The sequence below is a fragment of the Mycolicibacterium helvum genome (assembly GCF_010731895.1).
GTDB lineage: Bacteria > Actinomycetota > Actinomycetes > Mycobacteriales > Mycobacteriaceae > Mycobacterium > Mycobacterium helvum.
Genome location: NZ_AP022596.1, coordinates 1,133,602 through 1,158,798, shown reverse-complemented (window position 1 = coordinate 1,158,798; position 25,197 = coordinate 1,133,602). Strand labels below are relative to the sequence as shown.

The following is a 25,197-nucleotide window of genomic DNA, read 5'->3' as shown; positions in this document are numbered from 1 at the left end:
AGCACCTTAGCGGTGGGTGAAGTTCGGAGTGCGCTTCTCGGTGAAGGCGGCCATGCCCTCGGTTTGGTCGTCGGTGGCGAACGCGGAGTGGAACAGCCGGCGCTCGTAGAGCAGGCCCTCGGTCAGGGTGGATTCGAAGGCGCGGTTGACGGCTTCCTTGGCCATCCGCGCGGCCGATCGCGACATTTGCGAGATCGTGGTCGCGACGGCTTTGGCCTCGGTGAGCAGTTCGTCGGCGGGCACCACCCGGGACACCAGGCCGCTGCGTTCGGCCTCGGTGGCGTCGATCGTGCGACCGGTCAGGATGAGGTCCATCGCCTTGGCCTTGCCGATCGCCCGGGTCAGCCGCTGCGAGCCGCCCATGCCCGGCAGCACGCCGAGCTTGATCTCGGGCTGACCGAACTTGGCGGTGTCGGCGGCGATCAGCACGTCGCACATCATCGCCAGCTCACAGCCGCCGCCCAGGGCGTACCCGGCCACCGCGGCGATGGTGGGAGTGCGGACGGCGGCCAGCTTGCTCCAGGCTGCGAAGAAGTCGGCGTCGAAGACCTCCGAGAACGAGAGGGCGGCCATCTCCTTGATGTCGGCACCGGCGGCGAACGCCTTGGCGTTGCCGGTGATGACGATGGCGCCGATACCGGGATCGGCGTCGAATTCGGCGGCGGCCGTAGTGACCTCGACCATGACCTGGCTGTTGAGAGCGTTGAGCGCCTGGGGCCGGTTGAGCGTGATGGTGCCAACCCGCTCGTCGCGGTCGACCAGGATGGTTTCAAAACTTCTTTCGGGGCTCACTTGTCCTCCTCGAAGGTCAGGTCCGGGTCTGCCGGCGCGAAGTACTGTTCCACATCCTGCTCGGTCACCGCCGACAGCGACGGTGGGTTCCACGTCGGGTTGCGATCCTTGTCCACGAGCTGCGCGCGGATGCCCTCGACGAGGTCGTGGGAGTCCAGCGATGCCGAGGACACCCGGTACTCCTGCACCAGAACGTCTTCCAGCGTGTCGAGCTCGCCGGCGCGCCGCAGCGCCGCCAGTGTGACGGATGCCGCGATGGGGGAGCGCGACGCGATGACCTCGGCGGCCTTCTTGGCTTCGTCTTCGTCGTGGTCTCGCAGGGCGGCGACGATATCGGCGATGGTCTCGCCCGCGTAGCACTCGTCGATCCAATGGCGCTGGGCCAGAAGGTGACTCGGCGGGGGGTCAATGGCGAAGGCCGCCACCGCCGCGTCCACCCCGTCGGCGACGATCGCGGCGACGAACTTCTCGAGCGCTTCGTGCGGGACGTAATGATCGGCGAACCCGAGCGCGATGGCGTCGGCCCCGGAGAACGGCACACCGGACAACCCGGCGTGCAACCCGAGCCCACCGGGTGCCCGGGACAGCAGGTAGGTGCCGCCGACGTCGGGAATGAAGCCGATGCCGACCTCGGGCATGGCGACCTTGGACTTGTCGGTCACCACCCGCACGCTGCCGTGCGCGGCGATCCCGACTCCGCCGCCCATCACGATGCCGTCCATGATCGCCACATACGGCTTGGGATAGCTGCCGATCTGCGCGTTGAGCCGGTATTCCTCGAGCCAGAACCGGCGAGCTTCGGAGCCGTCGGCGCGGGCGCTGTGGTAAATCGCCACGACGTCGCCGCCGGCGCACAGGCCGCGCTCGCCGGCGCCGGTGACGACTACCGCGCGCACGCTCTCATCGTCCGCCCAGTCGGTCAGTGCCCTGGCGATGATCGTGACCATGTTGTGGGTCAGCGAGTTGATGGCCTTCGGGCGATTGAGCGTCAGGAAGCCGATGCCGCCCTCGACGCGGGTCAAGACTTCGTCGGATTCAGCCGTCACGACAGTTGAGGTCCTTCCGGTCCTAAAAGGTTGGATGTCCTAGTTTTACCATTGGGCCGATCTAGATAAGCACCCGCCGGATGCCGTCCAAGGTAAGGTCAGGCTTCGTAGGGCCGGACACGCCGGGAAGAACGTTGTGGACTTCCTGGGAACCGGTTCGAGGCGCCGTTCGTTGACGGTGCGTTACGCGACTTCCAGGAGAGGATTCCGACGGTGCGGGAGACCAGCAACCCGGTATTTCGTTCGCTGCCTAAGCAGCAGGGCGGCTACGCACAATTCGGTACCGGCGTCGCCGGTGCCCAGCAGGTGGCCTATCAGGCCGACCCCTATACCGCGCAGTACCAGCCGCAGACCGGTGTCTCGCGGCCCATGACGATCGACGACGTCGTCACCAAGACCGGCATCACCCTGGGTGTGCTGTCTGTCGTCGCCGTCATCTCCTACTTCCTGGTGTCGGCCAACCTGGCGCTGGCCATGCCGTTCACCCTGATCGGTGCGCTCGGTGGCCTGGCCCTGGTGCTGGTCGCGACCTTCGGGCGTAAGCAGGACAACCCGGCCATCGTGCTGAGCTACGCGGCGCTGGAAGGCCTGTTCGTCGGCGCCGTCTCGTTCATCTTCGCCAACGTCGTCGTGTCCGGCGCCAACGCCGGCGTGATGATCAGCCAGGCGGTGCTGGGCACCATCGGCGTGTTCTTCGGCATGCTCGTCGTCTACAAGACCGGCGCCATCCGGGTGACCCCGAAGTTCACCCGCATGATCGTCGCGGGCATGGTCGGCGTGCTGGTGCTGATCCTCGGCAACTTCGTGTTGGCGATGTTCGGTGTTGGTGGCGGTGAGGGCCTCGGCCTGCGCAGCGGTGGCCCGATCGCGATCGCTTTCTCGCTGTTCGTCATCGCACTGGCGGCGTTCAGCTTCCTGATCGACTTCGACGCCGCGGACCAGATGATCCGTGCCGGCGCACCGGAGAAGGCAGCCTGGGGTGTGGCCCTCGGCCTGACGGTGACGCTGGTCTGGCTGTACCTGGAGATCCTGCGACTGCTGTCGTACTTCCAGAGTCGCTAGCTGTTCTTACGCACAAAGCCCCGGCCTGTACGGCCGGGGCTTTGTCGTATCTGCGTCGAGTCAGACGGCAGTGCGAAAGGTCGGCCCGTTTCGTCGCACCCAGTTCTGACTCGATGGGCTGGGGATGGGCGAATACCGGAATCCCGGGCACGGGCGACGCTCTTGACGATGCAACGGGTCTTCATTGGGAGTGACGCTGTCGCTGCGGGGGAGCTGACCAAGTACCAGCTTCGGGCGCATTGCCAGCGGATCTTCCCTGACGTGTACACATGTGCCTCGGGCGAGCTCTCTGCCCGGGACCGGGCACTCGGGGCGATTCTTTGGTCTCGCGGTCGGGCGGTCGTCACCGGGCTCACCGCCTCGGCGCTACACGGAGCGAAATGGGTCGATGCGTCCGCTCCGATCGAACTCAACTATTCGAACAACAAAGCACCGTCAGGCATTATCAGCCGCGCGGAGACACTGCTCGACGACGAAGTCCGTCCCTTACGTGGGTTACCGGTCACGACGTTGCCGCGCACCGCGTTCGACCTTGCGCGGCGCGGGACGTTGGGACAGGCGGTGGCCCGGGTCGACGCACTCGCCAACGCGACTCGTTTGAACGTCGATGCTGTCTTCGATCTGCTGCCGCGCCATCCCAACGCCACTGGAATCCGACGGATCGCCAAGGTGCTCGACCTCGCGGACTCAGGATCGCAATCTCCGCGCGAGACGTGGCTGCGACTGCTGCTGGTTGCGGCCGGATTCCCGCGACCCGAGACGCAGATCCCCGTACTCAGGGATGACGGTCGTTCGTTCTATTTCCTGGACATGGGCTGGCGCGATGTGATGGTCGCAATCGAATACGACGGCGAGCAGCATCGTCTGGAGCGCAGCATCTACCGCAATGATCGGACTCGATCGGAGTACATCGCCGACGTCGGTTGGCGGCGGATCCGGATAGTCGCCGGCGACCGAAGGGGCGAGATCATCGAACGGACCAGGCGCGCATGGACATCGAGTCAGACCTCAGTGCGATGAAATCGAAAGAATCGCCGCTCTGAGGTCTGACTCGATGCAGAGACCCTCTAGGCGAGCCGCTCGATGACCATGGCCATGCCCTGGCCGCCGCCGACGCACATCGTCTCGATGCCGAACGTCTTGTCGTAGGTCTGCAGGTTGTTCAGCAGCGTGGCGGTGATCCGCGCGCCCGTCATGCCGAACGGATGCCCGAGCGCGATCGCGCCGCCGGAGACGTTGAGCTTCTCCTCATCCATTCCCAGCGCCCGCGCCGAGCCGAGCACCTGCACGGCGAAGGCCTCGTTGATCTCGTAGAGGTCGATATCGGAGATCGACAGCTTGGCGTTGGCCAGCGCCTTCTTGACCGCCTCGATCGGGCCAAGGCCCATGATCTCCGGCGACAGCCCGGACACCCCGGTGGACACGACCCGCGCCAGTGGGGTCAGGCCCAGCTCCTTGGCCTTGGTATCGGAGACGATCACCAGCGCCGCGGCGCCGTCGTTCAGCGGGCAGGCGTTGCCAGCGGTGATCGTGCCGTTGGGCCGGAACACCGGCTTGAGCTGGCTGATCTTCTCGTAGGTGGTGCCGGCACGCGGGCCATCGTCGGTGCTGACCACGGTGCCGTCGGGCAGGGTCACCGGCACGATCTCGCGCGCGAAGAAGCCGCTGTTGATGGCCTCCTCGGCGCGGTTCTGCGAGCGAACGCCCCAGTGGTCCTGGTCCTCACGGCTGATCCCGGTGTACAGCGCCACGTTCTCAGCGGTCTGGCCCATCGCGATGTACACGTCGGGAATCAGGCCGTCTTCACGCGGATCGTGCCACTCCTCGGCACCGGCGGCGCCAGCCGTCGAACGCTCCTGCGCCTCGTCGAACAGCGAGTTCTTCGTATCGGGCCAGCCGTCGGCGCTGCCCTTGCCGAACTGCGAGACGGTCTCCACCCCGGCCGAGATGAACGCGTGGCCCTCGCCGGCCTTGATCGCATGGAACGCCATCCGGGTGCTCTGCAGCGACGACGAGCAGTACCGGTTCACCGTAGTGCCCGGCAGGAAGTCGTAACCCAGCTCGACGCCAACGACGCGGCCGATGTTGAACCCGGACTCACCACCGGGCTGCCCACATCCCATGATCAGGTCGTCGATGTCGCGGGGATCAAGCCCGGGCACCTTGTCCAGGGCGGCGCGCACCATCTGGGCAGCGAGATCGTCCGGGCGGATGGTGGCCAGCGACCCCTTGTACGCGCGACCGATCGGCGAGCGGGCAGTGGAAACGATGACGGCTTCGGGCATGGCGGCTCCTTGGTGTGCGGCGACGACTGCACACGAACCTAGCTCGCGGGCACCACGATCGGTGCGGGGACCCCGGTCGTGCGGCGGCGCAACAGCTTCACCAAGGGGCCAAGCCGGTCGGTCAGCGCCCGAACCTCCGAACGGGTGGCCCACGGTAGATCGGGAACCGTTTCCCCCGTCCACTCCCCGAGGGCATGGCACAGCGCAGGCAATAACTGGTTGGCGGCCAACGCATATCCCGCCGCCGACGGGTGGTAGCGGTCCTCGGAGAACATCACCTCAGGTGCCTGCAGGAAGTTCGGCGACAGTAGGTCGGCCAGTGGCACCGGGAGTCCACCGGCGGTGCGCACCGCGGCGGCCTGGGCGCGGGCCAAGCGCAGGCCGCGTGATCGGGTCGCCCACCGCAGCGGCTGCGGGATCTCCTTGATGACCCCGAAATCGGGGCACGTGCCGACGACCACCACGGCACCCGAGGAGCGCAGCCGCTGGACGGCCGCGCCGAGTCGACGCGCCGATGCGCTCAGTCCGTTGAGCGCGGTGATGTCGTTGGCGCCGATCATGATCACCGCCGCGTCCGGCGGCGGGCCCGCCACGAACATGGCGTCGACCTGACCGGACAGGCCTTTCGACGTCGCGCCGACGATCGCCTTGGTCGACAGCCGGATCAACTTGCCGGACTCTTCGGCCAGCCCTCGGGCGAGAAGCACGCCGGGCACCTCGTCGGCGGTGCGGCAGCCGTATCCGGTGGCGGTCGAATCCCCGAACACCATCAGATGAAGGTCGAAGGGCACGCCGCGCTCCCAGCGCTGGACCGGCCCGCCGCCGGGTGCGTAGACACCGTCGGCGCGAGGTGGCACGGCAAAGGATTTGGGGATGACGCTGCGAACTTGATCCGCTTGACCACTGAGCAAACTGCGAGCACCCAGCACGGCGGTACCGGTGGAAGCCAGAACTCCCGCCGCTGCCAGCGCCGTTGTCGACCTTCGCGGAGCGCGTATGCCCACGTCCATCAGTTTAGGTGCTGCTCGGGCTTGAATCCTCCTCCGACGGTGGCCCCGCGATTACGGAGAGGTATCAGATCCGGTAAGAAATCAAATCGTTAGTTGTTGTAGGTAATACGCGTGGCAAGCTAAGTCACCGGGCTTCGCGTGACCGCCCGGGACACGTATCTACATTGGCGTAGGGAGTGTTGCGATGACCGCACCCAGTAAGGTCCGGGCCTCGGCCCGACATCGTGTCAATGCTGGCAGCGGGCTTGCGGATGGGCCAAGCCCGCGCCGCTATCCGGTCAGCGACGGCGCGCCGGTCGAAGTTGTCGAGAGTGGCCCCAGCGTCGCGGCGCGGCTGGTCTCCATGGGCACCCGCGTCACCATGTGGCCCACGTTGTCCGTTCTCAGCCACGTCCCCCACTGGCCATGGCCATTTGGCCTGGTGGACTTCGTCGCCCGGGCGTTGCTGCCCACCCCCGGCACTGTGCGCGCCACGATTGGATTGCCCAACGCCTCCGCGCAACTGGTTCGCGCCCCTGGCGTGCTGCCGGCCGACGGTCACCGCCGCGTTGTGCTCTACATGCATGGCGGTGCGTTTCTGACTTGCGGGGTGAACTCCCACAGCCGGATTTCGGTGGCGCTGTCGAAGTTCGCCGACTCCCCGGTGCTGGTCGTCGACTACCGGCTGATTCCGAAGCACTCGATCGGCAATGCCGTCGACGACTGCTACGACGCTTATCAGTGGCTGCGGATGCGCGGCTACGAGCCCGACCAGATCGTGCTGGCCGGGGATTCCGCGGGCGGCTATCTGGCGCTGACGCTGGCGCAGCGGCTGCAGGCCCTCGGCGAGGAGCCCGCCGCATTGGTGGCCATCTCGCCGCTATTGCAGCTCGACCACGAGCAAAAGCTCAACCACCCGAACGCCCACACCGATGCGATGTTCCCGCCCAAGGCTTTCGACGCCCTCGTCGCGCTGGTCGCCAAGGCGGCCGCCAAGAACATCGTGGACGGCGAACCCGAAGGCGTCTACGAACCGCTCGACCACATCGAGCCGGGACTTCCGCGCACGCTGATCCATGTGTCGGGTTCGGAGGTCCTGCTGCATGACGCACGGCTGGCGGCGCGCCGGCTGGCCGCCTCCGGCGTACCCACCGAGGTGCGAGTGTGGCCCGGACAGATCCACGACTTTCAGCTCGCCGCTCCGCTGATTCCGGAAGCCAAGCGCTCGCTGCGACAGATCGGCGAGTACATCCGCGAAGCGACCGGCTGAACACCCCTGCCGATGGCCTGACACGATGTAGGCATGCGCATCGCGTCCCACATCAGCGAGCTGATCGGGAACACCCCACTGGTCCAACTGAACTCCGTCGTTCCGGAGGGCTCAGGGTTGGTCGCCGCCAAGGTCGAGTACGTCAGTCCCGGCGGTAGCGCCAAGGACCGCATCGCCGCCAGGATGATCGACGCGGCCGAAGCCAGCGGCGAATTGAAGCCCGGCGGCACGATCGTCGAACCGACCTCAGGCAACACCGGCGTGGGGCTGGCCCTGGTGGCGCAGCGCCGCGGCTACAAGTGCATCTTCGTCTGCCCGGACAAGGTCAGCGAGGACAAGCAGAACGTGCTGCGCGCCTACGGCGCCGAGGTCGTCGTCTGCCCGACAGCCGTGCCACCCGATCACCCGGACAGCTACTACAGCGTCTCCAACCGGCTGGTCAGCGAGATCGAGGGCGCCTGGAAGCCTGATCAGTACTCCAATCCGAACGGACCGGCCAGCCACTACGAGACGACCGGCCCGGAGATCTGGGCCGACACCGACGGCAAGGTCACCCACTTCGTCGCGGGGGTGGGCACCGGCGGCACGATCACCGGCGCGGGGCGCTACCTCAAGGAGGTGTCCGGCGGCGCGGTGAAGGTGATCGGCGCCGACCCCGAAGGCTCGGTGTACTCCGGCGGGACCGGCCGGCCATACCTGGTCGAGGGTGTCGGCGAAGACTTCTGGCCGGCCGCCTACGACCCGTCCGTGCCCGACGAGATCATCGCGGTCTCCGATGCCGACTCCTTCGAGATGACCCGCCGGCTGGCCCGTGAGGAAGCCCTGCTGGTCGGCGGTTCGTGCGGAATGGCCGTGGTTGCCGCGCTCAAGGTGGCGCAGGAGGCTGGGCCGGATTCGCTGGTGGTGGTCCTGTTGCCAGACGGCGGGCGCGGTTATCTGTCGAAGATCTTCAACGACGGGTGGATGTCGTCCTACGGCTTCCTGCGGTCCCGCCTGGACGGTTCGGTGGCCGAGCCGACGGTCGGTGACGTGCTGCGGGGCAAGTCTGGTGCACTGCCCGACTTGGTGCACACCCACCCGCAGGAGACCGTGCGCGACGCCATCGGCATCCTGCGCGAATACGGCGTCTCCCAGATGCCGGTCGTCGGCGCTGAACCTCCGGTGATGGCGGGCGAGGTGGCCGGCAGCGTCTCGGAGCGGGAACTGCTGTCCGCGGTGTTCGAGGGCCGGGCCAAGCTCGCCGACGCGGTGGCGTTGCACATGGGCCAGCCACTGCCGTTGATCGGGGCGGGGGAGCTGGTCAGTTCGGCGGCGAAGTCACTGCGGGAATGGGATGCGCTGATGGTTGTCGAAGACGGCAAACCCGTCGGCGTGATCACCCGCCACGACCTCCTCGGCTTCCTGTCCGACGCGCCCCGTCGCCGCTGAAATTGTTACCCAAGCAAATATTTGCTGTTGGTTAACGCCCGCAGATATCGGGCGGATGAAGATTCTGCTTTAGCGCGATGTGCAGGTACTTCTCAGGTACATTTATGCCGCTTCACCTCAGGTGATCACTGAAGCAGTGGAAGGCGTGCCATGACTGAACAACCGCCGGGTCCTCCGCCGGGGAACTACCCCCCGCAGCCCCCGCCGACCGGAGGCTTCCCCCCGCCATCCGGCGGTGGCTATTCACCACCGCCCCCGCCCGGGAGCTATCCGCCGCCACCGCCGCCGCAGGGTGGCTATGCGCCGCCGCCTCCCGGCGCGGGATACGCACCACCACCCCCGGGTCAAGCGGTTCCGCAACTGCCGCAGAGCGCATACACGTCGTGGTTCACCCGCGTCGTGGCGTGGCTTATCGACTACGTCCCGGCCTATGTCATCTGGGGCATCGGCTGGGGCGTATGGTTCGCCACCCAGGACACCGCGTGCTTGACCGAATCGAGCGAGTACACCGTCGACTCGACCTGTGCGGCGGAGCCGTCAACAGGTGGTCAGGTGGCGCTCTTCGTCGCGGGTCTGGCCGCACTCGCGTTCGTGATCTGGAACTTGGGTTATCGCCAGGGCACGACGGGTTCGAGCATCGGCAAATCGATCATGAAGTTCAAGGTGGTCAGCGAAAAGACCGGGCAGCCAATCGGCTTCTGGTTGTCCCTGGTCCGCGAGGTGGTGTACGCCGTGGCCTCCTACGTGTGCCTGGGCATCGTCTGGCTCGTTGCCGTCCTGTTCCCGCTGTGGGACAGCAAGCGGCAGTCGCTGGTCGACAAGATCATGTCGACTATCTGCCTCCCGCGCTAACGCAAGGACATCAATGACGCAGCCACCGCAGCCGCCACCTGGTAGCTACCCACCGCCTCCGCCGGGCAACTATCCGCCACCCCCGCCCGGCAATTACCCGCCGCCACCTCCGCCTGGTGTCGGCGTGCTGTCCAAGGAGGCTTACACGCCGTGGATCAAGCGGGTCGGCGCCTGGGTCATCGACGCCATCCCGCCCGGCATCCTGGTCGGTATCGGCGAAGGCTTGGCGTTCGCCACCGGTGAGAACAACTGCACGTCGAGCACTCTCGATAACAACTACGGGGTGTCCTGCACCTCGCAGCCGTCGGGGCTGGGAATGATCCTGCTCTTCGTCTTTATCCTCGCCGGGGTCGTGTTCGGGCTGTGGAACCTCTACCGCCAGGGCAAGACCGGATCGACCATCGGCAAGTCGGTGCTCAAGTTCAAGGTGATCAGCGAGAGAACTGGTCAGCCGATCGGATTTGGGCTGTCCATCGTGCGCCAGATCGCCCACTTCGTGGACGGGATCATCTGCTACATCGGATACCTGTTCCCCCTGTGGGACGCCAAGCGGCAGACGATCGCCGATAAAATCATGTCGACGATCTGCGTGCCGCTCTGACGGTTTGAGCCGATAGGCTCGCTCTCGATGAGTGAGCAACGTAGTGCCGCCGACCGGCACCGGGCGCAGGGATTCGCGACCAGGGCCATCCACGCCGGATACCGGCCCGACCCGGCGACCGGGGCCGTCAACGCCCCGATTTACGCGAGTAGCACGTTCGCCCAGGACGGAGTCGGTGGCCTGCGCGGCGGGTTCGAGTACGCCCGCACCGGCAACCCAACGCGGGCAGCGCTGGAAGCGGTGCTGGCTGCGGTCGAGGATGGCACATTCGGGCGGGCGTTCAGCTCCGGAATGGCCGCCACTGATTGCGCGTTGCGCGCCGTGCTGCGTCCCGGCGATCACGTCGTCATCCCTGACGACGCCTACGGCGGCACCTTCCGGCTCATCGACAAGGTGTTCACCCAGTGGGGCGTGCAACACACCCCGGTGGCGTTGTCCGATCTCGACGCGGTGCGCGCAGCGATCACCGCCAATACCCGGCTGATCTGGGTGGAGACGCCAACCAACCCGCTGCTGTCGATCGCCGACGTCTCCGGGATCGCCGAGATCGCTGCCGTCTCCGGTCAGAAGGTGTTGGTGGACAACACGTTTGCCTCTCCGGCGTTGCAGCAACCGCTGAATCTGGGCGCCGACATCGTGCTGCACTCCACGACGAAGTACATCGGTGGGCACTCCGATGTCGTCGGTGGCGCGTTGGTGACCAACGACGAGGAACTCGACACCAAGTTCGCCTTCCTGCAGAACGGCGCCGGTGCGGTGCCCGGCCCATTCGATGCGTACCTGACGATGCGCGGTCTCAAGACGCTCGAGCTGCGCATGCAGCGGCACAGCTCCAATGCCGCGAAGGTTGCCGAGCTGCTGGCCGGCCATGCTGCCGTAAGCAAGGTGCTCTATCCCGGCCTGCCCGATCATCCCGGCCACGCGGTCGCCGCCCGCCAGATGAGCGGATTCGGTGGGATGGTGTCGGTGCGCATGCGCGGCGGCGCCGATGCCGCGCGTCGGTTGTGCTCGCGCACAGAGGTTTTCATTCTCGCAGAATCGCTTGGTGGGGTTGAGTCGCTGATCGAGCACCCCGGTGCGATGACACATGCATCGACAGCCGGATCACAGCTCGAAGTGCCCGACGACCTGGTCCGACTCTCGGTGGGTATCGAGGATCCGGCGGATCTGCTGGGCGATCTCGAGCAAGCCCTAAACTAACGCGGCCCGCACCGCCGCGGTGGTCACCGCGAGGTTGACATCGGCGATCTTCTGGTCGTCAACCCATGTGCCGCTTGCGATTTCGCCGGCCCGATCGCCGACCCACTGCCAGCCGCGGTCGTTGAGGCTCAACACTGCGCCGAGTCCGTGTACGACATGCAATAGCGAGACGATGGCCGCCGTTACCGGGTCGGGGCGATGTCCATCGAACAACGCCGCCAAGAGCGCCGAACGCGCCTGATCCACCCGCGCCCGGCTGGCCAGTGGCCAGGCGTAGGAATTACGACGAAAGCGGTTCTCCGACAGCGCAATCTGATGAAGTTGTCCGGTGCGCAACAACTGGTTGAGCACCTGGTCCTCGGTGTGCTTGCGCAGCTTTCCGATCGCGGCGCTCGCCGTGATCGGCGCCTCCTGTAGTAGTGCCAATGCCGGGCGCACAACGGGATCCAGCGGCGGCGGTCCCATCAAGACGATCAGCCGGTCGGCCGGCACCGGTTCATCCGGGAGGGCGGGCCGGATCCGGCAGTCGTAGGCCAGGTCCAGCAATACTGCACCGGCCAACAGCCGTTGCAGAACTGCGGGCTCCACGCCGGGTTGGGCCGCGGCATTGTCGAGAAGCAGCAGAAGAAGGTCTTCGGCGATGCGCGCCATGCGCGTAAAAGACTTACGAGTGGTAGGGCTCCGCGCTGGCTAGCGTGACCTTCACGGTCTTGCCGCTGGGCACGTTGTACTCGCGAGTGTCGCCGACCTTGGCATTCAGCAGGGCTGCGCCCAGCGGGGAGTTTGGCGAGTAGACCTCGAGCTTGTCGTGGTCGATACCCTCCTGGCGGGTGGCGATCAGGAAGGTCTCGGTGTCGGATTCGTCGCCGTCGTAGTAGACCTTGACCACCGAACCGGGCAGTGCGACACCGGACTGCTTGGGCGCCTCGCCGACCTTGGCGGTGTTCAGCAACTCCTGCAGCTGGCGAATCCGGGCCTCCTGCTGGCCCTGCTCCTCGCGTGCGGCGTGGTAGCCGCCGTTCTCGCGCAGGTCGCCCTCTTCGCGACGGTCGTTGATCTCAGCGGCGATGACCGGACGATTGGCGATCAACTGATCCAGCTCGGTCTTGAGCCGGTCATACGACTCTTGGGTAAGCCAAGTCACCTGGGTATCGGTCATTTGGTCGCGCTCCTCGTTCGTTGGTTCCGCGCATTTTGGCGTTGCAGTCTGTTGTTGCTGCCGGGAAAATGCGGATCACTCCGCGTGTATTGCCATCGAAGAGCTGCGAGCAAACGCGCTAATGAAGCAATACACGGTTCCCAGCAGGAACCGTGTATCCGACCAGTCTACCACCGCGAGGACAGTCAGTTTTCATAGATTCGCAGTTCGCTGTTAGTTCCGCCGACGTCGATCAGGCCGCGACCAAATAGCCCGGGACGTCGGTTCCGCAGCCGTAAACGTCGCCGACGAAGGGCCGTTTATACGATTTCACCAGGGTCGTGACCTGCACCGTTGCGGCTTGGGACGGCGGCACCAGGATTTCCCGGCGGCCGGTCTCGGCGCCGTCGTGGGACCGCACCCGCACGATGCAGTGCACCGGCTGGGACGGGTTCTTTCGGGTCACGCTGATCGTCACCGAGACGGTCTGATTGTCGACGACCTGATAGGAGGCGATCGTGCCTTCGACGTCGTTGCCTTCGAAGCGCTGATAGGCGATCAGGGCCAGCACGACGCCAGCCGCCAGAACCAGCACACCCAGCGCGAACGCCACCCGGCGCCGGGTGGCCGGCGGTAGCCCTTGGCGTCCGTATCGGGACTGGAGGAGCTGCTGGGGACTATCGGTCATCGGTGTGTAGTGCGTCTCTCGTCGGCAGGGTTCGATTACGGGTATCCATGCCCCGGATGGAACTATTGGACTATAGGGCGTGCTGCAACTGTTGCATCAGCACGTAAGGCAATGAAGAGCAGATAAGCAAGTACAGGGGAGACGTGACCGAACTGCGGTTGATGGCCGTACACGCCCATCCGGACGACGAGTCCAGCAAGGGCGCGGCCACACTTGCCCGTTATGCCGCCGAAGGTCACCGCGTTCAGGTGGTGACGCTGACCGGTGGTGAGCGAGGGGACATCCTCAACCCGGCGATGGACCTGCCGGAGGTGCGTGGCCGGATCGCCGACATCCGTCGCGACGAGATGGCGAGGGCGGCCGAGATCCTCGGCGTCGAACACAGCTGGCTGGGGTTCATGGACTCCGGCCTGCCCGAAGGCGACCCGCTGCCACCGCTGCCCGACGGCTGCTTCGCCGTGGTGCCTATCGAGCAGCCGGTCGAAGCACTGGTGGCGCTGATCCGTGAATTCCGTCCGCATGTCATGACGACCTATGACGAGAACGGCGGCTACCCGCACCCCGATCACATTCGCTGCCACCAGGTTTCGGTGGCCGCCTACGAAGCCGCCGCCGACCACCGGCTGTATCCCGAGGCCGGTGAACCCTGGGCGGTCAGCAAGCTGTACTACAACCATGGCTTCTTGCGGGCCCGTCTGCAGCTGCTTCAAGACGAGTTTGCCAAGCATGGCCAGGAGGGCCCGTTCGCTGACTGGCTGAAGAAATGGGATCCCGAGATCGACGTATTCGCGGGTCGGGTCACCACCCGGGTGCTCTGCTCGGAGTACTTCAATCAGCGCGACGAGGCGCTCAAGGCGCACGCCACTCAGATCGACCCGGACGGATTCTTCTTCGCGACCCCCATAGAGTGGCAGCAGCGATTGTGGCCCACCGAGGAGTTCGAATTGGCTCGATCGCGGGTGCCCGCCACGTTGCCTGAGGACGACCTGTTCGCCGGAATCGAGATCTTCGAGTGAGAGACCTGTTGACGACGGCCGTATCGGTGCTGGCCGACCCGCCGAAGAACACCGGCCCGGACTTCGGCAAGGCCAGCCCAATCGGTCTGGTAGTGGTCGTGATCCTGCTGATCTGTGTGTTCGCCTTGGTCTGGTCGATGAACCGGCACCTCAAGAAGCTGCCGAAGAGTTTCGACGAACAACCCGCCGAAGGTGGCGAGTCCGTCGGGGATCACGCCGTCGGCGCGGCAAAAGACGAGGGCGCAGGTTCCGAGCGTGACCTCGGAAGGCCCCCGCATGAGCCCGGCGGGTAACACACTCGCCAGCGCGACCAGTCCCTACCTGCGGCAACACGCTGATAACCCCGTCCACTGGCAGCAGTGGACGCCCGAGGCGCTCGACGAGGCCGCCGGCCGGAACGTGCCGATCCTGCTGTCGATCGGGTATGCCGCCTGCCACTGGTGCCACGTGATGGCCCACGAGTCCTTCGAGGACGACGAGGTTGCCGCCGCGATGAACGCCGACTTCGTGTGCATCAAGGTCGACCGCGAGGAGCGGCCGGACCTCGATGCGGTGTACATGAACGCGACGGTGGCGATGACCGGGCAGGGCGGCTGGCCGATGACCTGCTTCCTGACCCCGGACGGGCGGCCGTTCTTCTGCGGCACCTACTACCCGAAGCCGCAGTTCCTGCAACTGCTGGACGCGGTGGCCGAGACGTGGCGCAACCGCCGCGACGAGGTGGAGGAAGCCTCCGATCAGGTGGCCGGAGAGCTGCGGCGGATGGCCGCGGGTATGCCCGACGGCGGGCTGGAGATCAACGCCGCGCTGTGCGACCACGCCGTTGCGGCGATCCTGCGCGACGAGGACGTCGAGCGTGGCGGTTTCGGCCGGGCCCCCAAGTTCCCGCCGTCGGCGCTGTTGGAGGCGTTGCTGCGATCGTTCGAGCGCACCGGCTCAGCGTCGCCGCTGGAGGCGGTGAGCCGCACCGGGACGGCGATGGCCCGCGGCGGCATCTACGACCAGCTGGCCGGCGGCTTCGCGCGCTACAGCGTCGACGCCGACTGGGTGGTGCCGCACTTCGAGAAGATGCTCTACGACAACGCCCTTTTGCTGCGGGCTTTTGCGCACTGGGCCCGGCGCACAGGCGATCCGCTGGCCCGGCGGATCGCAGCCCAGACCGCGGCGTTCCTGCTTGACGACCTCGCCGAGGGTGACATGTTCACCTCCGCACTGGACGCCGATGCTGCCGGTGTCGAAGGCTCTACCTACGTGTGGACCCCTGAACAACTGAACGACGTACTTGGTGAGGACGACGGATGCTGGGCCGCAAGGCTTTTCGAGGTCACTGAGCGCGGCACTTTCGAGCACGGGACGTCGGTGCTGCAGTTGTTGGCTGATCCCGACGATGCCGGGCGTTTCGAACGGGTGCGGCTGGCGTTGCTGGCCTCGCGGCTGACCAGGGCGCAGCCGGCGCGCGACGACAAGATCGTCACCGCGTGGAACGGGCTAGCGATCACCGCACTGGCTGAAGCCAGTGTGGCCCTTGATGTTCCGTCGTTGTTGAATGCTGCGCTGCGTTGCGCGTCGGCCCTACTGGAACTGCACATCGTCGACGGTCGGCTGCGGCGGGCCAGCCTGGGCGGAGTGGTAGGCGACAGTGCGGCGATCCTCGACGACCACGCCACGTTGACCACCGGGCTGCTGACCCTGCACCAGCTCACCGGCGAGGAGAAATGGCTGCGCAGCGCCACCGATCTGCTTGACGTAGCGCTGCGGCATTTCGCCGACCCGGAACGTCCGGGCCGCTGGTTCGACACCGCCGACGACGCCGAACAGTTGATGGTCCGGCCGGCCGACCCGCTCGACGGCGCGACACCGTCGGGGGCGTCCTCGATCGCCGAGGCGCTGCTGACGGCGGCTCATCTGGTCGACGCCGACCGTGCGGTCCGTTACGGGCAGGCTGCCGAGGACACCCTGCTGGCGCACTCGCCGCTACTGGCCCGAGCGCCGCGGTCGTCCGGTCATTGGCTTGCGGTCGCCGAGGCTGCGGTCCGTGGCCCGCTCCAGGTGGCCGTCGCCAGCGACAGCCATGATTCTGAATTACTCTCGGCTGCAAGGCAATTGGCGCCGGGCGGCGCCATCGTGGTCGGTGGGGCCGTCGACTCGTCGCCGCTGCTGGAAGGCCGCGACCGGATCGGCGGAAACGACGCCGCCTACGTCTGCCGGGGCCGGATCTGCGACTTGCCGGTCACCGGCGCCGGGGAACTCGCCGACGCGCTGGGTGCGTCCGTGTAGCGTTCCGCCCATGAGCGATGCCCTCGATCCCAAAGCCCTGGTCAACCGCTACCTGAGCACTGTCGCCGCCGGCAATGCGGCCGACGTCGCGGCGCTTTACGCCGAGGACGCCACACTGGAGGACCCGGTGGGCGGCGGCGAAGTCCACATCGGCCGGCAGGCGATCGAAGGCTTCTACAAGGCGATCGAGGCCGCTGAGGTGCAGGCGGAACTGCTCAACTTCCGCTCTGGTGGGCAAGAGGCGGCCTTCGTCTTCGGACTGACCGTCGCCGGCGCGATGCGGATCGAGGTCATCGAGGTGATGACGTTCAACAGCGATGGCCAGATCACGTCGATGAAGGCGTACTGGGGCCCGGAGAACGTCACTCAGCTCTAAGGCGCCCGCCGGACCTAGAAGACCGCGAACCACATCGCGATGTAGTGGCAGATCGCGGCTACCGCGGTGCACGCGTGGAAGAACTCGTGATGACCGAAGGTCGTCGGCCACGGGTTCGGCCACTTCAGTGCGTAGAGCACGCCGCCGATGCTGTACAGCGCTCCACCGACTATCAGTAGCACCAGTGCCGCGACGCCGGCGCCGTTCATGATCGGCACGATGAACCACGCCGCCACCCAACCCAGCAGCAGGTAGAGCGGCACCCCGACCCAGCGGGGCGCCGATGGCCAGAACATCTTGAGCAGAACTCCGGCCAGCGCGCCACCCCACACGATGGCCAGTAGGACCACGCCGCTGCGCTCGGGCAGCGCCAACATGGCAAACGGCGTGTAGCTGCCCGCGATGAAGATGAAGATCATCGAATGATCGGCGCGTTTCATCCACTTGCGGGCGGATGCGGACGTCCAGTTCACCCGGTGATAAGTGCCGCTGACCGCGAACATCGCGACGATGGTCACCGTGTAGATCAAGGTGGAGATGCCGGCCCTGGTCGATTCCACCGACCACGACACCGACACCAGAGCGGCACCGGCGATAGCCGCGATGACGGCCGCATAGACGTGAATCCAGCCTCGCAGCCGCGGTTTTCCGAAGAACTCGACCGCGGCGTCGACGACAGCCTCGGGGAAGTCCTCCGCATCTGACGACTTGGATTGGCGGGGATCGGTGGTGTCGACTCCTGCCGTCATGTCACCTCCGTTGCGCCCGGTGCTACCTGACGACCACAGTAGTCTGGTTTGTCGTGGAGATCATTCCGCCTCGCCTCAAGGATCCGGCCTACCGGCTCTACGAGATGCGGCTGCGCCAGGAGCTGGCGCACTCCAAGTCCCAACTACCCCGCCATATCGCGGTTCTATGCGACGGCAACCGACGCTGGGCTCGTGACGCTGGTCACGACGACGTGGCGTACGGCTACCGGATGGGCGCGGCCAAGATCGCCGAAATGTTGCGCTGGTGTGCGGAATCCGGCATCGAGATGGCCACGGTGTACCTGCTGTCCACCGAGAATCTGCAGCGCGACCCCGACGAACTTTCGTCGCTGATCGACATCATCACCGATGTCGTCGAACAGATCTGCGCGCCGGCCAATCGCTGGAGTGTGCGGACCGTCGGCGATCTGGAGCTGCTGGGTGAGGAGCAGGCAAAACGGCTGCGCGACGCCGTCGACAGCACCGCGTCGGTAGCACCCACAGCGTCATTTCACGTCAATGTTGCCGTCGGTTACGGCGGGCGCCAGGAGATCGTCGATGCAGTGCGGGCGCTGCTGAGTAAGCAGCTGGCCAACGGTGCCAGCGCTGAGCAGTTGATCGAATCCGTCACGATCGACGGCATCTCGGAGAATCTCTACACCTCCGGCCAGCCCGATCCCGATCTGGTGATCCGGACCTCGGGGGAGCAGCGGCTCTCCGGGTTCCTGTTATGGCAGAGCGCCTACTCGGAGATGTGGTTCACCGAGGCGCATTGGCCGGCGTTCCGGCGGGTCGACTTTCTGCGCGCGCTGCGCGCCTACAGCCGCCGCCACCGTCGATTCGGCATGTAATGGCTGCGCTATCGGCGGTGGTTTTCACACTGAGCTGGTGGCTGGGCTTGTATCTGTTGGCGCGTGACCCGCGCAAGCCGGTGCTCGCGCTGGCCTCGATCGGGTTGTGCGGGTTCGCTGCCGTGGTGGCGCTGGACGCGGTGCGGCTGGTCAGCATCGCCCACGCCGAGTTGCTCGGCCAGATCGAGGTCTATCTCGTCGCGGTGCCGGGCGTCGCCTGGTTCGCCGTCGTCCTCGAACTGGCCCGGCCGATCGACACCTGGCGCAGCCGGGTCACTGAACTGACGCTGATCGGCGTCGTCGCTGCGGTAACAGTGGTGGGCGCGGTGATGGCAGGCAGCGTCGTTGGTCCGCTGCGGCCCGGGCACTGGGTGATGTTCGCGGCGATCTCGGTGTCGACGCTGGGGGCGATGGTGGCCGCGATGCGACGGCCCGCGCAGCCGGGCCGGGTGACCGGGGTGGTGATCATCGCGACGTTGTTCTTTGCTCTCGGTAACGCGATCCTGGTGATCCCGCTGGGCTTGGTGCCAAGCTGGCTGGCGTTGGCGTCGACCTGTTTCGACGTGCTGCTGCTCGGGGTGGCGGTTGCGTTGTGGGATGCGTTCGACGAGGGCCAGGCGCTGCGGGCCGACATGCTGCGGTCCTTCACCGGAACCCTGGTGGTGGCCGTGCTGTTCGGCGGCCAGGCGCTGATCGGGATGGCAGTCACCGGAGCCGACGGGCCTGGTCGCACCGCGCTGACCGTGCTGTTGTTCACCAGCCTTGCCGTCGCGATCGCGATCAACGTGCTGGCCGACCCGCTGGCCGGCCTGCTGGACCGGCTGGCCTTCTCGCGCTCGCCGGCCCTGCGCACCGAACGGGCCGCGCTGCGCGGCGCCGAGGCTGCGTTGCCGTTGGTCGCGGTCAATCCGCTCGATGCGCTGGACGACGAAGCCTTCACCCGACTGACCCGGCGCGCGCTGGGCCACTACGGCGATCTGTCCAAGCTCGTCGCCAGCCCACTGACTCAGTTGCCCGTCATCGGCGAGCGGCTGGCCGCCCGCGGGGCGGCCGATCAGCCGGTGGAACGAGCCAACGAACTCAAGGCGCTGCTGGCCGAGCACATCGTCCGGCTCAAGCCGCGTGACGGCGGCGAGTTCGGCACCACCGAGCAGTGGCGCTACTACAACTCGCTGTACTTCCCATACGTCGTCGGCGTTCGGGCCTACGCGCAGAACGCCACCGCCGCCGGTCTGGACCCGGTGGCCCGGCAGGCCTGGCAGTGGTTGGTGACCGAGGTGCCGCAGCGCTCGCTGCACAACTGGCAGAACGCTGCAGCCCGGTTGATCGCGACGGATCTGCGCGCCCGGATGGCCGTCTCACAGCCCTGAGCTGGGTCTGGCAGTAGTTGGCAGCGCGCGGCGTCGATCTGGCAGTGCATTCTGCGCACCGTGATGGACATGACCGCGACCATCACCAGAAGCCAACCACTGTCTGACTCCACCGACTCATTACTGCGCTTCGCGATGCGCCTGGACGCCACGCTCACCGGCGGGCTCGGACTGGCGATCGCGGCCATGGCCGACCCGCTGGCGCGGCTGACGGGCCTGACCGCGGCTCAGGGCTACATCGCCGGAGCGGCGTTCGTCCTCTGCGGGCTTGTCGTCTACGCGCTGGCCGCCATGCCCGACCTTCGCCGGGTCGGTACCGCCATGGCGGTGTTCAACGGCGTGGGCACGGTCGGATTCCTGGCCATCGCCGAGGTTGGGGTGTTGCCACTGACCACATTCGGGGTGATCACCGTGCTGGCCACCAGTCTCTACACCGCCACATTCGCTGTCCTGCAGTACCTCGGAGTGCGCCGTCTGGTGTGACTCCCGCCCCGCCGGTGTGGGGCGCCGCCGCAAGAGGTTACGGCGTGCCGCCCCGCACCGGCACTTCAAGGTCATCCGCGTCGAACCACCAATCACCAACCACGAAGGGAACTTTCATGACCACTTTGTCCAGCACCACTGCCACCAAGCCGTCGGACTCGCTGCTGCGGCTCGCCATGCGTGCCGACGCCGTGCTGTCCGCACTGGCCGGTATCGCGCTGATGGCCACCTCAGGACCGCTCTCCGGATTCACCGGCTTCCCGACGGCGGCCGAGTACATCGTCGGGGCCGGCTTCGTCGTCTACGGGATCGTGGTGTTCGCTGCGGCCGGGCTGCAGCGGGTGCGGCCGGCGGGCATCGCCACGATGATCGCGAACCTGATCTTCACCGTTGCGGCCGTACTGGTCGTGGTGGCGGACTCGGGCGTCCTGACCACTGCGGGCGTGGTCGCCACACTGGCCAGTGGCCTGTACACGCTGGTGTTCGCCGACCTGCAATACCTCGGGACGCGCCGCATCAAGAGGTGATTGGGCCCGTTGGGGCGCGGCGATGACTAGGGTTGCGCCATGCATGTCGTAGCGTTCGCCGCCGCGCGTAAGGCGGTCTTGGAAGAAGCGGGTGGGGTCACCGCAGAAGGCTTCCCGATGACCAGTTGCTACGTCGAGAGTCTTCCGGCGCAGATCACCGTTCCGCTGGTGTTGGCCGTGCACACCAGCGGGGGTAGCGACTACGAGCCGCACCGCTTCATCGTCGCGAAGTCGCCGGAGGGGGAGCGGGTCGGCTTGCTGGAGTTCGCCTGGCAGTGGCCGGACAATCCGGGCGTGCCGGTGAAATTCCGGGTCTTCGCCCATCATCTGCCGATCACGGTGTATGCCGCGGGCGTCTACACAATCGGCCTCTATGGCCATCCCGACGCCGTCGAGGCGGAGTTCTCGTTCCCGATACCGGTGCTGCGGCTCAACCCGCTCACCGGCGCGCCGACAACTGACGCGAACTGACCGACTAGAGCTTGCGTAGCCGCAACCGGTTGATCGAATGGTCGGCGTCCTTGCGCAGCACCAGGGTTGCCCGCGGACGGGTCGGCAGGATGTTCTCGATCAGGTTCGGCCGGTTGATGGACCGCCAGATATCGCGGGCGGCCGCGACCGCCTGGCTGTCGGTTAATCCCGCGTAGTGGTGGAAGTGCGATGCCGGGTTGGCGAACGCGCCGGCCCGCATCGCCAGGAAGCGGTCGATATACCACTGCTCGATGTCCTCGATGCGGGCGTCGACGTACACCGAGAAGTCGAACAGATCCGACACCATCAGGGTCGGACCGGTCTGCAAGACGTTGAGCCCTTCGAGGATGAGGATGTCTGGGTGGGTGACGACGTGTTTCTCACCGGGGACGATGTCGTAGATCAGGTGTGAGTACACCGGGGCGCACACCTGGTCGGCGCCGGACTTCACCGTAGTCACGAAGCGCATCAGTGAGCGACGGTTGTAGCTCTCCGGAAAACCCTTGCGGTGCATGAGGTTTCGACGAGACAGCTCGGCGTTGGGGTAGAGGAAGCCGTCGGTGGTGACGAGGTCGACGCGGGGGTGGTGCTCCCAGCGGGCCAGCAGGGCCTGCAGCACACGCGCGGTGGTGGACTTCCCGACGGCCACGCTGCCGGCGACACCGATGATGAACGGCACCGGCCGGTCCGGACTCTGCTGGCGTTCGCCGAGGAATTCGGAGGTGGCGGCGAACAGGCGCTGCCGGGCAGCCACCTGCAGATGGATCAACCGGGCCAGTGGCAGGTAGACCTCTTCGACCTCGAGCAGGTCGACCTGCTCACCCAGACCGCGCAGCCCAACCAACTCGTCCTCCGTCAGCTTCAACGGGGTCGACATGCGCAGTGAACGCCATTGACTCCGGTCGAACTCGACGTAAGGGCTGGGTTCACTCAGCCGCGCCATCGTGCCAGTCTTGCAGTTAGCTTGGTTGACATGCAGCCCGGCACCCTCATCCGCGACTACCTGACCCTCGGCTTGCGTTTCGACCGCATCGAGGAGGGCTACGTCGACTCCTTCACCGGCGACCCCGAACTGCGGCGCGCGGTCGCCGACGAACCCGCTCCCGAGCCGGCCGAACTGGCCCGCCAGGCTGACCGGCTGCTGGCTGAGTTGCCGCAGGTGCCGCGCGAATCGGGCTTCACCGATCAGCGCGCCGACTTCATCGGCGCGCACCTGCGTGCCCTGGCGTTCTCGGCGCGCAAGTTCGCCGGCGAGCAGGTCGGTTTCGTCGACGAGGTGCGCAACTATTTCGACGTCGAGATCAGCCGTGGCGACCAGGAGCGTTACCGCGCCGCGCACGCCCGCATCGACGAGGTGCTCGGTGGCAGTGGCCCGTTGACCGAGCGGATGGAGGCCCACCGCCGCGCCGACGAGATTCCGCCAGAGCGCTTGGAGGAATGTATGCACGCGTTCTCCAGCGCACTGCGCGACATCGTCCGTGCGACGTATCCGCTGCCGGATGCCGAGACAATCGTCTACGAGGTGGTCACCGACAAACCGTGGTCGGGCTTCAACTACTACGAGGGCAACTATCGCTCGACGGTGGCGGTCAACGCCGATCTCAAGCAGCAGATGGCCAACCTGCCCCGACTGGTGGCGCACGAGTCCTATCCCGGCCATCACACCGAGCACTGCCGCAAGGAAGCCGGGCTGGTGGCCGGGCTGGATCAGCAGGAGCAGACCATCTTCCTGGTGAACACCCCGCAGTGCCTGATGGCCGAAGGGCTGGCCGATCTTGCGTTGCACGCCGCGGTCGGGCCGGGCTGGGGGCGCTGGGCGGCCGAAATCTACGCCGATCTGGGGCTGCGGTTCGACGGCGAGCGGGCCGAAGCGCTGTCCGAGGCCACGGCGGCGCTGGCCGACGTGCGCCAGGACGCGGCACTGATGCTGCACGACGAGCATCGCGATGTCGACGACGTCGTCGCCTTCTTGCAGCGCTGGCTGCTGGTGGACGACACCCGGGCCCGGCAGATGCTGCGGTTCCTGTCCTCGCCGCTGTGGCGGGCCTACACGAGTACCTACGTCGAGGGCTACCGGTTGTTGCGGACTTGGCTGGACGACCGGCCCGCCGGGGTGGGCTTGACCGAGCGGTTCGGGCGGCTGCTCGACGAGCCGCTGATCCCCTCGGCGTTGCGTGTCGACGTGCGCGGATAGGCTTGTGGCCATGACCGCAGACTCGACGATTTCGACGCACGTGCCCGCCCCGGGCGCGGATTATGCCGCCACCGCCAGCGAGGCCTACCGCGCCGCGCTCGAGGTCATCGAGTCAGTCGAGCCGCGGATCGCCGCGGCCACCCGTAAAGAGCTTGCCGATCAACGGGATTCGCTCAAACTGATCGCCAGCGAGAACTACGCCTCGCCGGCGGTGCTGCTGACGATGGGCACCTGGCTGTCCGACAAGTACGCCGAGGGCACCATCGGGCACCGTTTTTACGCCGGCTGCCAGAACGTCGACACCGTGGAGAGCCTGGCCGCCGAGCACGCGCGTGAGCTGTTCGGTGCCTCCTACGCCTACGCCCAGCCGCACTCGGGCATCGATGCCAACCTGGTCGCGTTCTGGGCCATTCTGGCCACCCGGGTCGAGTCGCCCGCGCTGGCCGAACTCGGCGTCAAGAACGTCAATGACCTGTCCGAGGCGGAGTGGGAGCGGCTGCGCGCGCGGCTGGGCAGCCAGCGTCTGCTGGGCATGTCGCTGGACGCCGGTGGGCATCTCACCCACGGCTTCCGGCCCAACATCTCCGGCAAGATGTTCCACCAGCGCAGCTACGGCACCCACCCCGAAACCGGGCTGATCGATTACGACGCCGTGCGCGCCGCCGCCCGTGAGTTCAAGCCGCTGATCCTGGTGGCCGGCTATTCGGCGTACCCGCGGCGGGTCAACTTCGCCACCATGCGCGAGATCGCCGACGAGGTCGGCGCCACCCTGATGGTCGACATGGCCCACTTCGCCGGCCTGGTCGCGGGCAAGGTCTTCACCGGTGACGAGGACCCGGTGCCGCACGCCCACGTCACCACGACCACCACGCACAAATCACTGCGCGGTCCGCGAGGCGGACTGGTGCTGGCCACCGAGGAATACGCACCCGCCGTCGATAAGGGCTGCCCCATGGTGCTCGGCGGCCCGCTGTCGCACGTGATGGCTGCCAAGGCCGTCGCACTGGCCGAGGCTCGCCAGCCGGCGTTCCAGACCTACGCCCAACGGGTCGCCGACAACGCCAAGGCGTTCGCCGAGGGTCTACTCAAGCGGGGGGCGCGATTGGTCACCGGCGGCACCGACAACCACCTCGTGCTGCTCGACGTGCAGTCCTTCGGGCTGACCGGCCGCCAGGCCGAGTCTGCGCTGCTGGACGCTGGCGTCGTCACCAACCGCAACTCGATCCCGAACGACCCGAATGGGGCCTGGTACTCCAGCGGCATTCGGTTTGGTACCCCAGCACTGACCACCCGCGGTTTCGGTCCGGCCGAGTTCGACAGGGTCGCTGAGCTGGTGGTCGACGTGCTGTCCAACACGCAGGCCGAGGGAACATCCAAGGCCAAGTACAAGCTGGCCGACGGCACCGCGGACCGGGTTCACGCCGCCTCCGCCGAACTGCTGGCCGCCAATCCGCTGTACCCGGGCCTGACTCTCTGAGAGACGAAACGCCGATGGCCGAATTTTCGGACATCCGTGTCTTTGAGTTACAGTT

General features: G+C 66.6%; 27 protein-coding genes. 18 read left to right on the top strand and 9 right to left on the bottom strand.

Annotated features, from left to right (window positions below):
* Positions 1–6: 6 nt before the first annotated feature.
* Together G6N38_RS05210 and G6N38_RS05205 are read right to left on the bottom strand one after the other, a co-directional pair.
* On the bottom strand, positions 7–792 hold the full coding sequence (locus G6N38_RS05210; protein ID WP_163746562.1) for an enoyl-CoA hydratase: 786 nt from the start codon (positions 790–792) through the stop codon (positions 7–9).
* On the bottom strand, positions 789–1,838 hold the full coding sequence (locus G6N38_RS05205) for an enoyl-CoA hydratase/isomerase family protein (RefSeq protein WP_163746561.1): 1,050 nt from the start codon (positions 1,836–1,838) through the stop codon (positions 789–791). The genes G6N38_RS05210 and G6N38_RS05205 overlap by 4 nt, the downstream gene beginning before the upstream one ends.
* A gap of 213 nt (positions 1,839–2,051) precedes the next feature.
* Here G6N38_RS05205 and G6N38_RS05200 point away from each other — a divergent pair, with 213 nt between their 5' ends.
* Both G6N38_RS05200 and G6N38_RS05195 read left to right on the top strand, forming a co-directional pair.
* Positions 2,052–2,900, top strand: a complete 849-nt coding sequence (locus G6N38_RS05200) for a Bax inhibitor-1/YccA family protein (protein WP_163746560.1) — start codon at positions 2,052–2,054, stop codon at positions 2,898–2,900.
* A gap of 168 nt (positions 2,901–3,068) precedes the next feature.
* A complete protein-coding gene (locus G6N38_RS05195) occupies positions 3,069–3,920 on the top strand; it encodes a hypothetical protein (protein WP_163746559.1) in 852 nt (283 codons plus the stop codon).
* Between the two features lie 47 nt (positions 3,921–3,967).
* On the opposite strand, the gene G6N38_RS05190 is transcribed toward G6N38_RS05195, so the two are convergent.
* Both G6N38_RS05190 and G6N38_RS05185 read right to left on the bottom strand, forming a co-directional pair.
* Complete coding sequence (locus G6N38_RS05190; RefSeq protein ID WP_163746558.1) at positions 3,968–5,185, bottom strand: acetyl-CoA C-acetyltransferase; 1,218 nt, start codon at positions 5,183–5,185, stop codon at positions 3,968–3,970.
* 38 nt (positions 5,186–5,223) lie between these two features.
* Positions 5,224–6,189: an SGNH/GDSL hydrolase family protein gene (locus tag G6N38_RS05185; protein ID WP_163746557.1), complete on the bottom strand. Its 966-nt coding sequence runs from the start codon at positions 6,187–6,189 to the stop codon at positions 5,224–5,226.
* A gap of 190 nt (positions 6,190–6,379) precedes the next feature.
* Between G6N38_RS05185 and G6N38_RS05180 the strand changes: the two genes are divergently transcribed.
* From G6N38_RS05180 to G6N38_RS05160, 5 genes are all read left to right on the top strand, one after another.
* The gene (locus tag G6N38_RS05180) at positions 6,380–7,444 is read left to right on the top strand and encodes an alpha/beta hydrolase (RefSeq protein ID WP_163746556.1); all 1,065 of its coding nucleotides are present in this window, start codon (positions 6,380–6,382) and stop codon (positions 7,442–7,444) included.
* A 33-nt stretch (positions 7,445–7,477) separates the two neighbouring features.
* Positions 7,478–8,872: a cystathionine beta-synthase gene (locus G6N38_RS05175; protein ID WP_163746555.1), complete on the top strand. Its 1,395-nt coding sequence runs from the start codon at positions 7,478–7,480 to the stop codon at positions 8,870–8,872.
* A gap of 150 nt (positions 8,873–9,022) precedes the next feature.
* On the top strand, positions 9,023–9,724 hold the full coding sequence (locus tag G6N38_RS05170; protein ID WP_163746554.1) for an Rv1078 family RDD domain-containing protein: 702 nt from the start codon (positions 9,023–9,025) through the stop codon (positions 9,722–9,724).
* A 13-nt stretch (positions 9,725–9,737) separates the two neighbouring features.
* Entirely contained in the window at positions 9,738–10,325 is a 588-nt protein-coding gene (locus G6N38_RS05165; protein WP_163746553.1) for an Rv1078 family RDD domain-containing protein, read from the top strand.
* Between the two features lie 27 nt (positions 10,326–10,352).
* Positions 10,353–11,525 carry a cystathionine gamma-synthase gene (locus G6N38_RS05160; protein ID WP_163746552.1) on the top strand — a complete coding sequence of 391 codons (1,173 nt, stop codon included), beginning with the start codon at positions 10,353–10,355 and terminating at the stop codon, positions 11,523–11,525.
* Here the strand turns inward: G6N38_RS05160 and G6N38_RS05155 are convergent.
* From G6N38_RS05155 to G6N38_RS05145, 3 genes are all read right to left on the bottom strand, one after another.
* Positions 11,517–12,176, bottom strand: coding sequence for a GOLPH3/VPS74 family protein (locus G6N38_RS05155; protein ID WP_163746551.1), 660 nt, complete (start codon positions 12,174–12,176; stop codon positions 11,517–11,519). The genes G6N38_RS05160 and G6N38_RS05155 overlap by 9 nt on opposite strands.
* A gap of 13 nt (positions 12,177–12,189) precedes the next feature.
* On the bottom strand, positions 12,190–12,684 hold the full coding sequence (gene greA / locus G6N38_RS05150; protein ID WP_163746550.1) for a transcription elongation factor GreA: 495 nt from the start codon (positions 12,682–12,684) through the stop codon (positions 12,190–12,192).
* A gap of 232 nt (positions 12,685–12,916) precedes the next feature.
* Entirely contained in the window at positions 12,917–13,351 is a 435-nt protein-coding gene (locus G6N38_RS05145) for a DUF4307 domain-containing protein (protein ID WP_163746549.1), read from the bottom strand.
* A gap of 143 nt (positions 13,352–13,494) precedes the next feature.
* Here G6N38_RS05145 and mca point away from each other — a divergent pair, with 143 nt between their 5' ends.
* The 4 genes from mca to G6N38_RS05125 are packed head-to-tail and all read left to right on the top strand — an operon-like array spanning position 13,495 to position 17,020.
* Positions 13,495–14,367 (top strand): mycothiol conjugate amidase Mca, encoded by an 873-nt coding sequence (gene mca, locus G6N38_RS05140; protein WP_163746548.1) that lies wholly within the window; start codon positions 13,495–13,497, stop codon positions 14,365–14,367.
* The gene (locus G6N38_RS05135; RefSeq protein WP_163746547.1) at positions 14,364–14,660 is read left to right on the top strand and encodes a hypothetical protein; all 297 of its coding nucleotides are present in this window, start codon (positions 14,364–14,366) and stop codon (positions 14,658–14,660) included. The genes mca and G6N38_RS05135 overlap by 4 nt, the downstream gene beginning before the upstream one ends.
* Positions 14,644–16,644 carry a thioredoxin domain-containing protein gene (locus G6N38_RS05130; RefSeq protein WP_163746546.1) on the top strand — a complete coding sequence of 667 codons (2,001 nt, stop codon included), beginning with the start codon at positions 14,644–14,646 and terminating at the stop codon, positions 16,642–16,644. The genes G6N38_RS05135 and G6N38_RS05130 overlap by 17 nt, the downstream gene beginning before the upstream one ends.
* A gap of 10 nt (positions 16,645–16,654) precedes the next feature.
* The gene (locus G6N38_RS05125; RefSeq protein ID WP_163746545.1) at positions 16,655–17,020 is read left to right on the top strand and encodes a nuclear transport factor 2 family protein; all 366 of its coding nucleotides are present in this window, start codon (positions 16,655–16,657) and stop codon (positions 17,018–17,020) included.
* Between the two features lie 14 nt (positions 17,021–17,034).
* Here G6N38_RS05125 and trhA read toward each other — a convergent pair whose 3' ends face one another.
* Positions 17,035–17,769, bottom strand: a complete 735-nt coding sequence (trhA, locus tag G6N38_RS05120; protein WP_163746544.1) for a PAQR family membrane homeostasis protein TrhA — start codon at positions 17,767–17,769, stop codon at positions 17,035–17,037.
* Between the two features lie 53 nt (positions 17,770–17,822).
* Between trhA and G6N38_RS05115 the strand changes: the two genes are divergently transcribed.
* From G6N38_RS05115 to G6N38_RS05095, 5 genes are all read left to right on the top strand, one after another.
* Positions 17,823–18,620 (top strand): (2Z,6E)-farnesyl diphosphate synthase, encoded by a 798-nt coding sequence (locus G6N38_RS05115; RefSeq protein WP_170314151.1) that lies wholly within the window; start codon positions 17,823–17,825, stop codon positions 18,618–18,620.
* Complete coding sequence (locus tag G6N38_RS05110) at positions 18,620–19,990, top strand: hypothetical protein (protein ID WP_163746543.1); 1,371 nt, start codon at positions 18,620–18,622, stop codon at positions 19,988–19,990. Before G6N38_RS05115 ends, G6N38_RS05110 begins: the two co-directional genes overlap by 1 nt.
* A gap of 63 nt (positions 19,991–20,053) precedes the next feature.
* Entirely contained in the window at positions 20,054–20,473 is a 420-nt protein-coding gene (locus tag G6N38_RS05105) for a hypothetical protein (RefSeq protein ID WP_407662975.1), read from the top strand.
* 116 nt (positions 20,474–20,589) lie between these two features.
* Positions 20,590–21,000, top strand: coding sequence for a hypothetical protein (locus tag G6N38_RS05100; protein ID WP_163746541.1), 411 nt, complete (start codon positions 20,590–20,592; stop codon positions 20,998–21,000).
* A 39-nt stretch (positions 21,001–21,039) separates the two neighbouring features.
* A complete protein-coding gene (locus G6N38_RS05095) occupies positions 21,040–21,471 on the top strand; it encodes a hypothetical protein (RefSeq protein ID WP_163746540.1) in 432 nt (143 codons plus the stop codon).
* 4 nt (positions 21,472–21,475) lie between these two features.
* Here the strand turns inward: G6N38_RS05095 and coaA are convergent, their stop codons facing one another.
* Positions 21,476–22,414, bottom strand: coding sequence for a type I pantothenate kinase (gene coaA / locus G6N38_RS05090; protein ID WP_163746539.1), 939 nt, complete (start codon positions 22,412–22,414; stop codon positions 21,476–21,478).
* A 30-nt stretch (positions 22,415–22,444) separates the two neighbouring features.
* Here coaA and G6N38_RS05085 point away from each other — a divergent pair, with 30 nt between their 5' ends.
* Both G6N38_RS05085 and G6N38_RS05080 read left to right on the top strand, forming a co-directional pair.
* Positions 22,445–23,665, top strand: a complete 1,221-nt coding sequence (locus G6N38_RS05085) for a DUF885 domain-containing protein (RefSeq protein ID WP_163746538.1) — start codon at positions 22,445–22,447, stop codon at positions 23,663–23,665.
* 10 nt (positions 23,666–23,675) lie between these two features.
* Positions 23,676–25,142, top strand: a complete 1,467-nt coding sequence (locus tag G6N38_RS05080) for a glycine hydroxymethyltransferase (RefSeq protein ID WP_163746537.1) — start codon at positions 23,676–23,678, stop codon at positions 25,140–25,142.
* Positions 25,143–25,197: the final 55 nt, after the last annotated feature.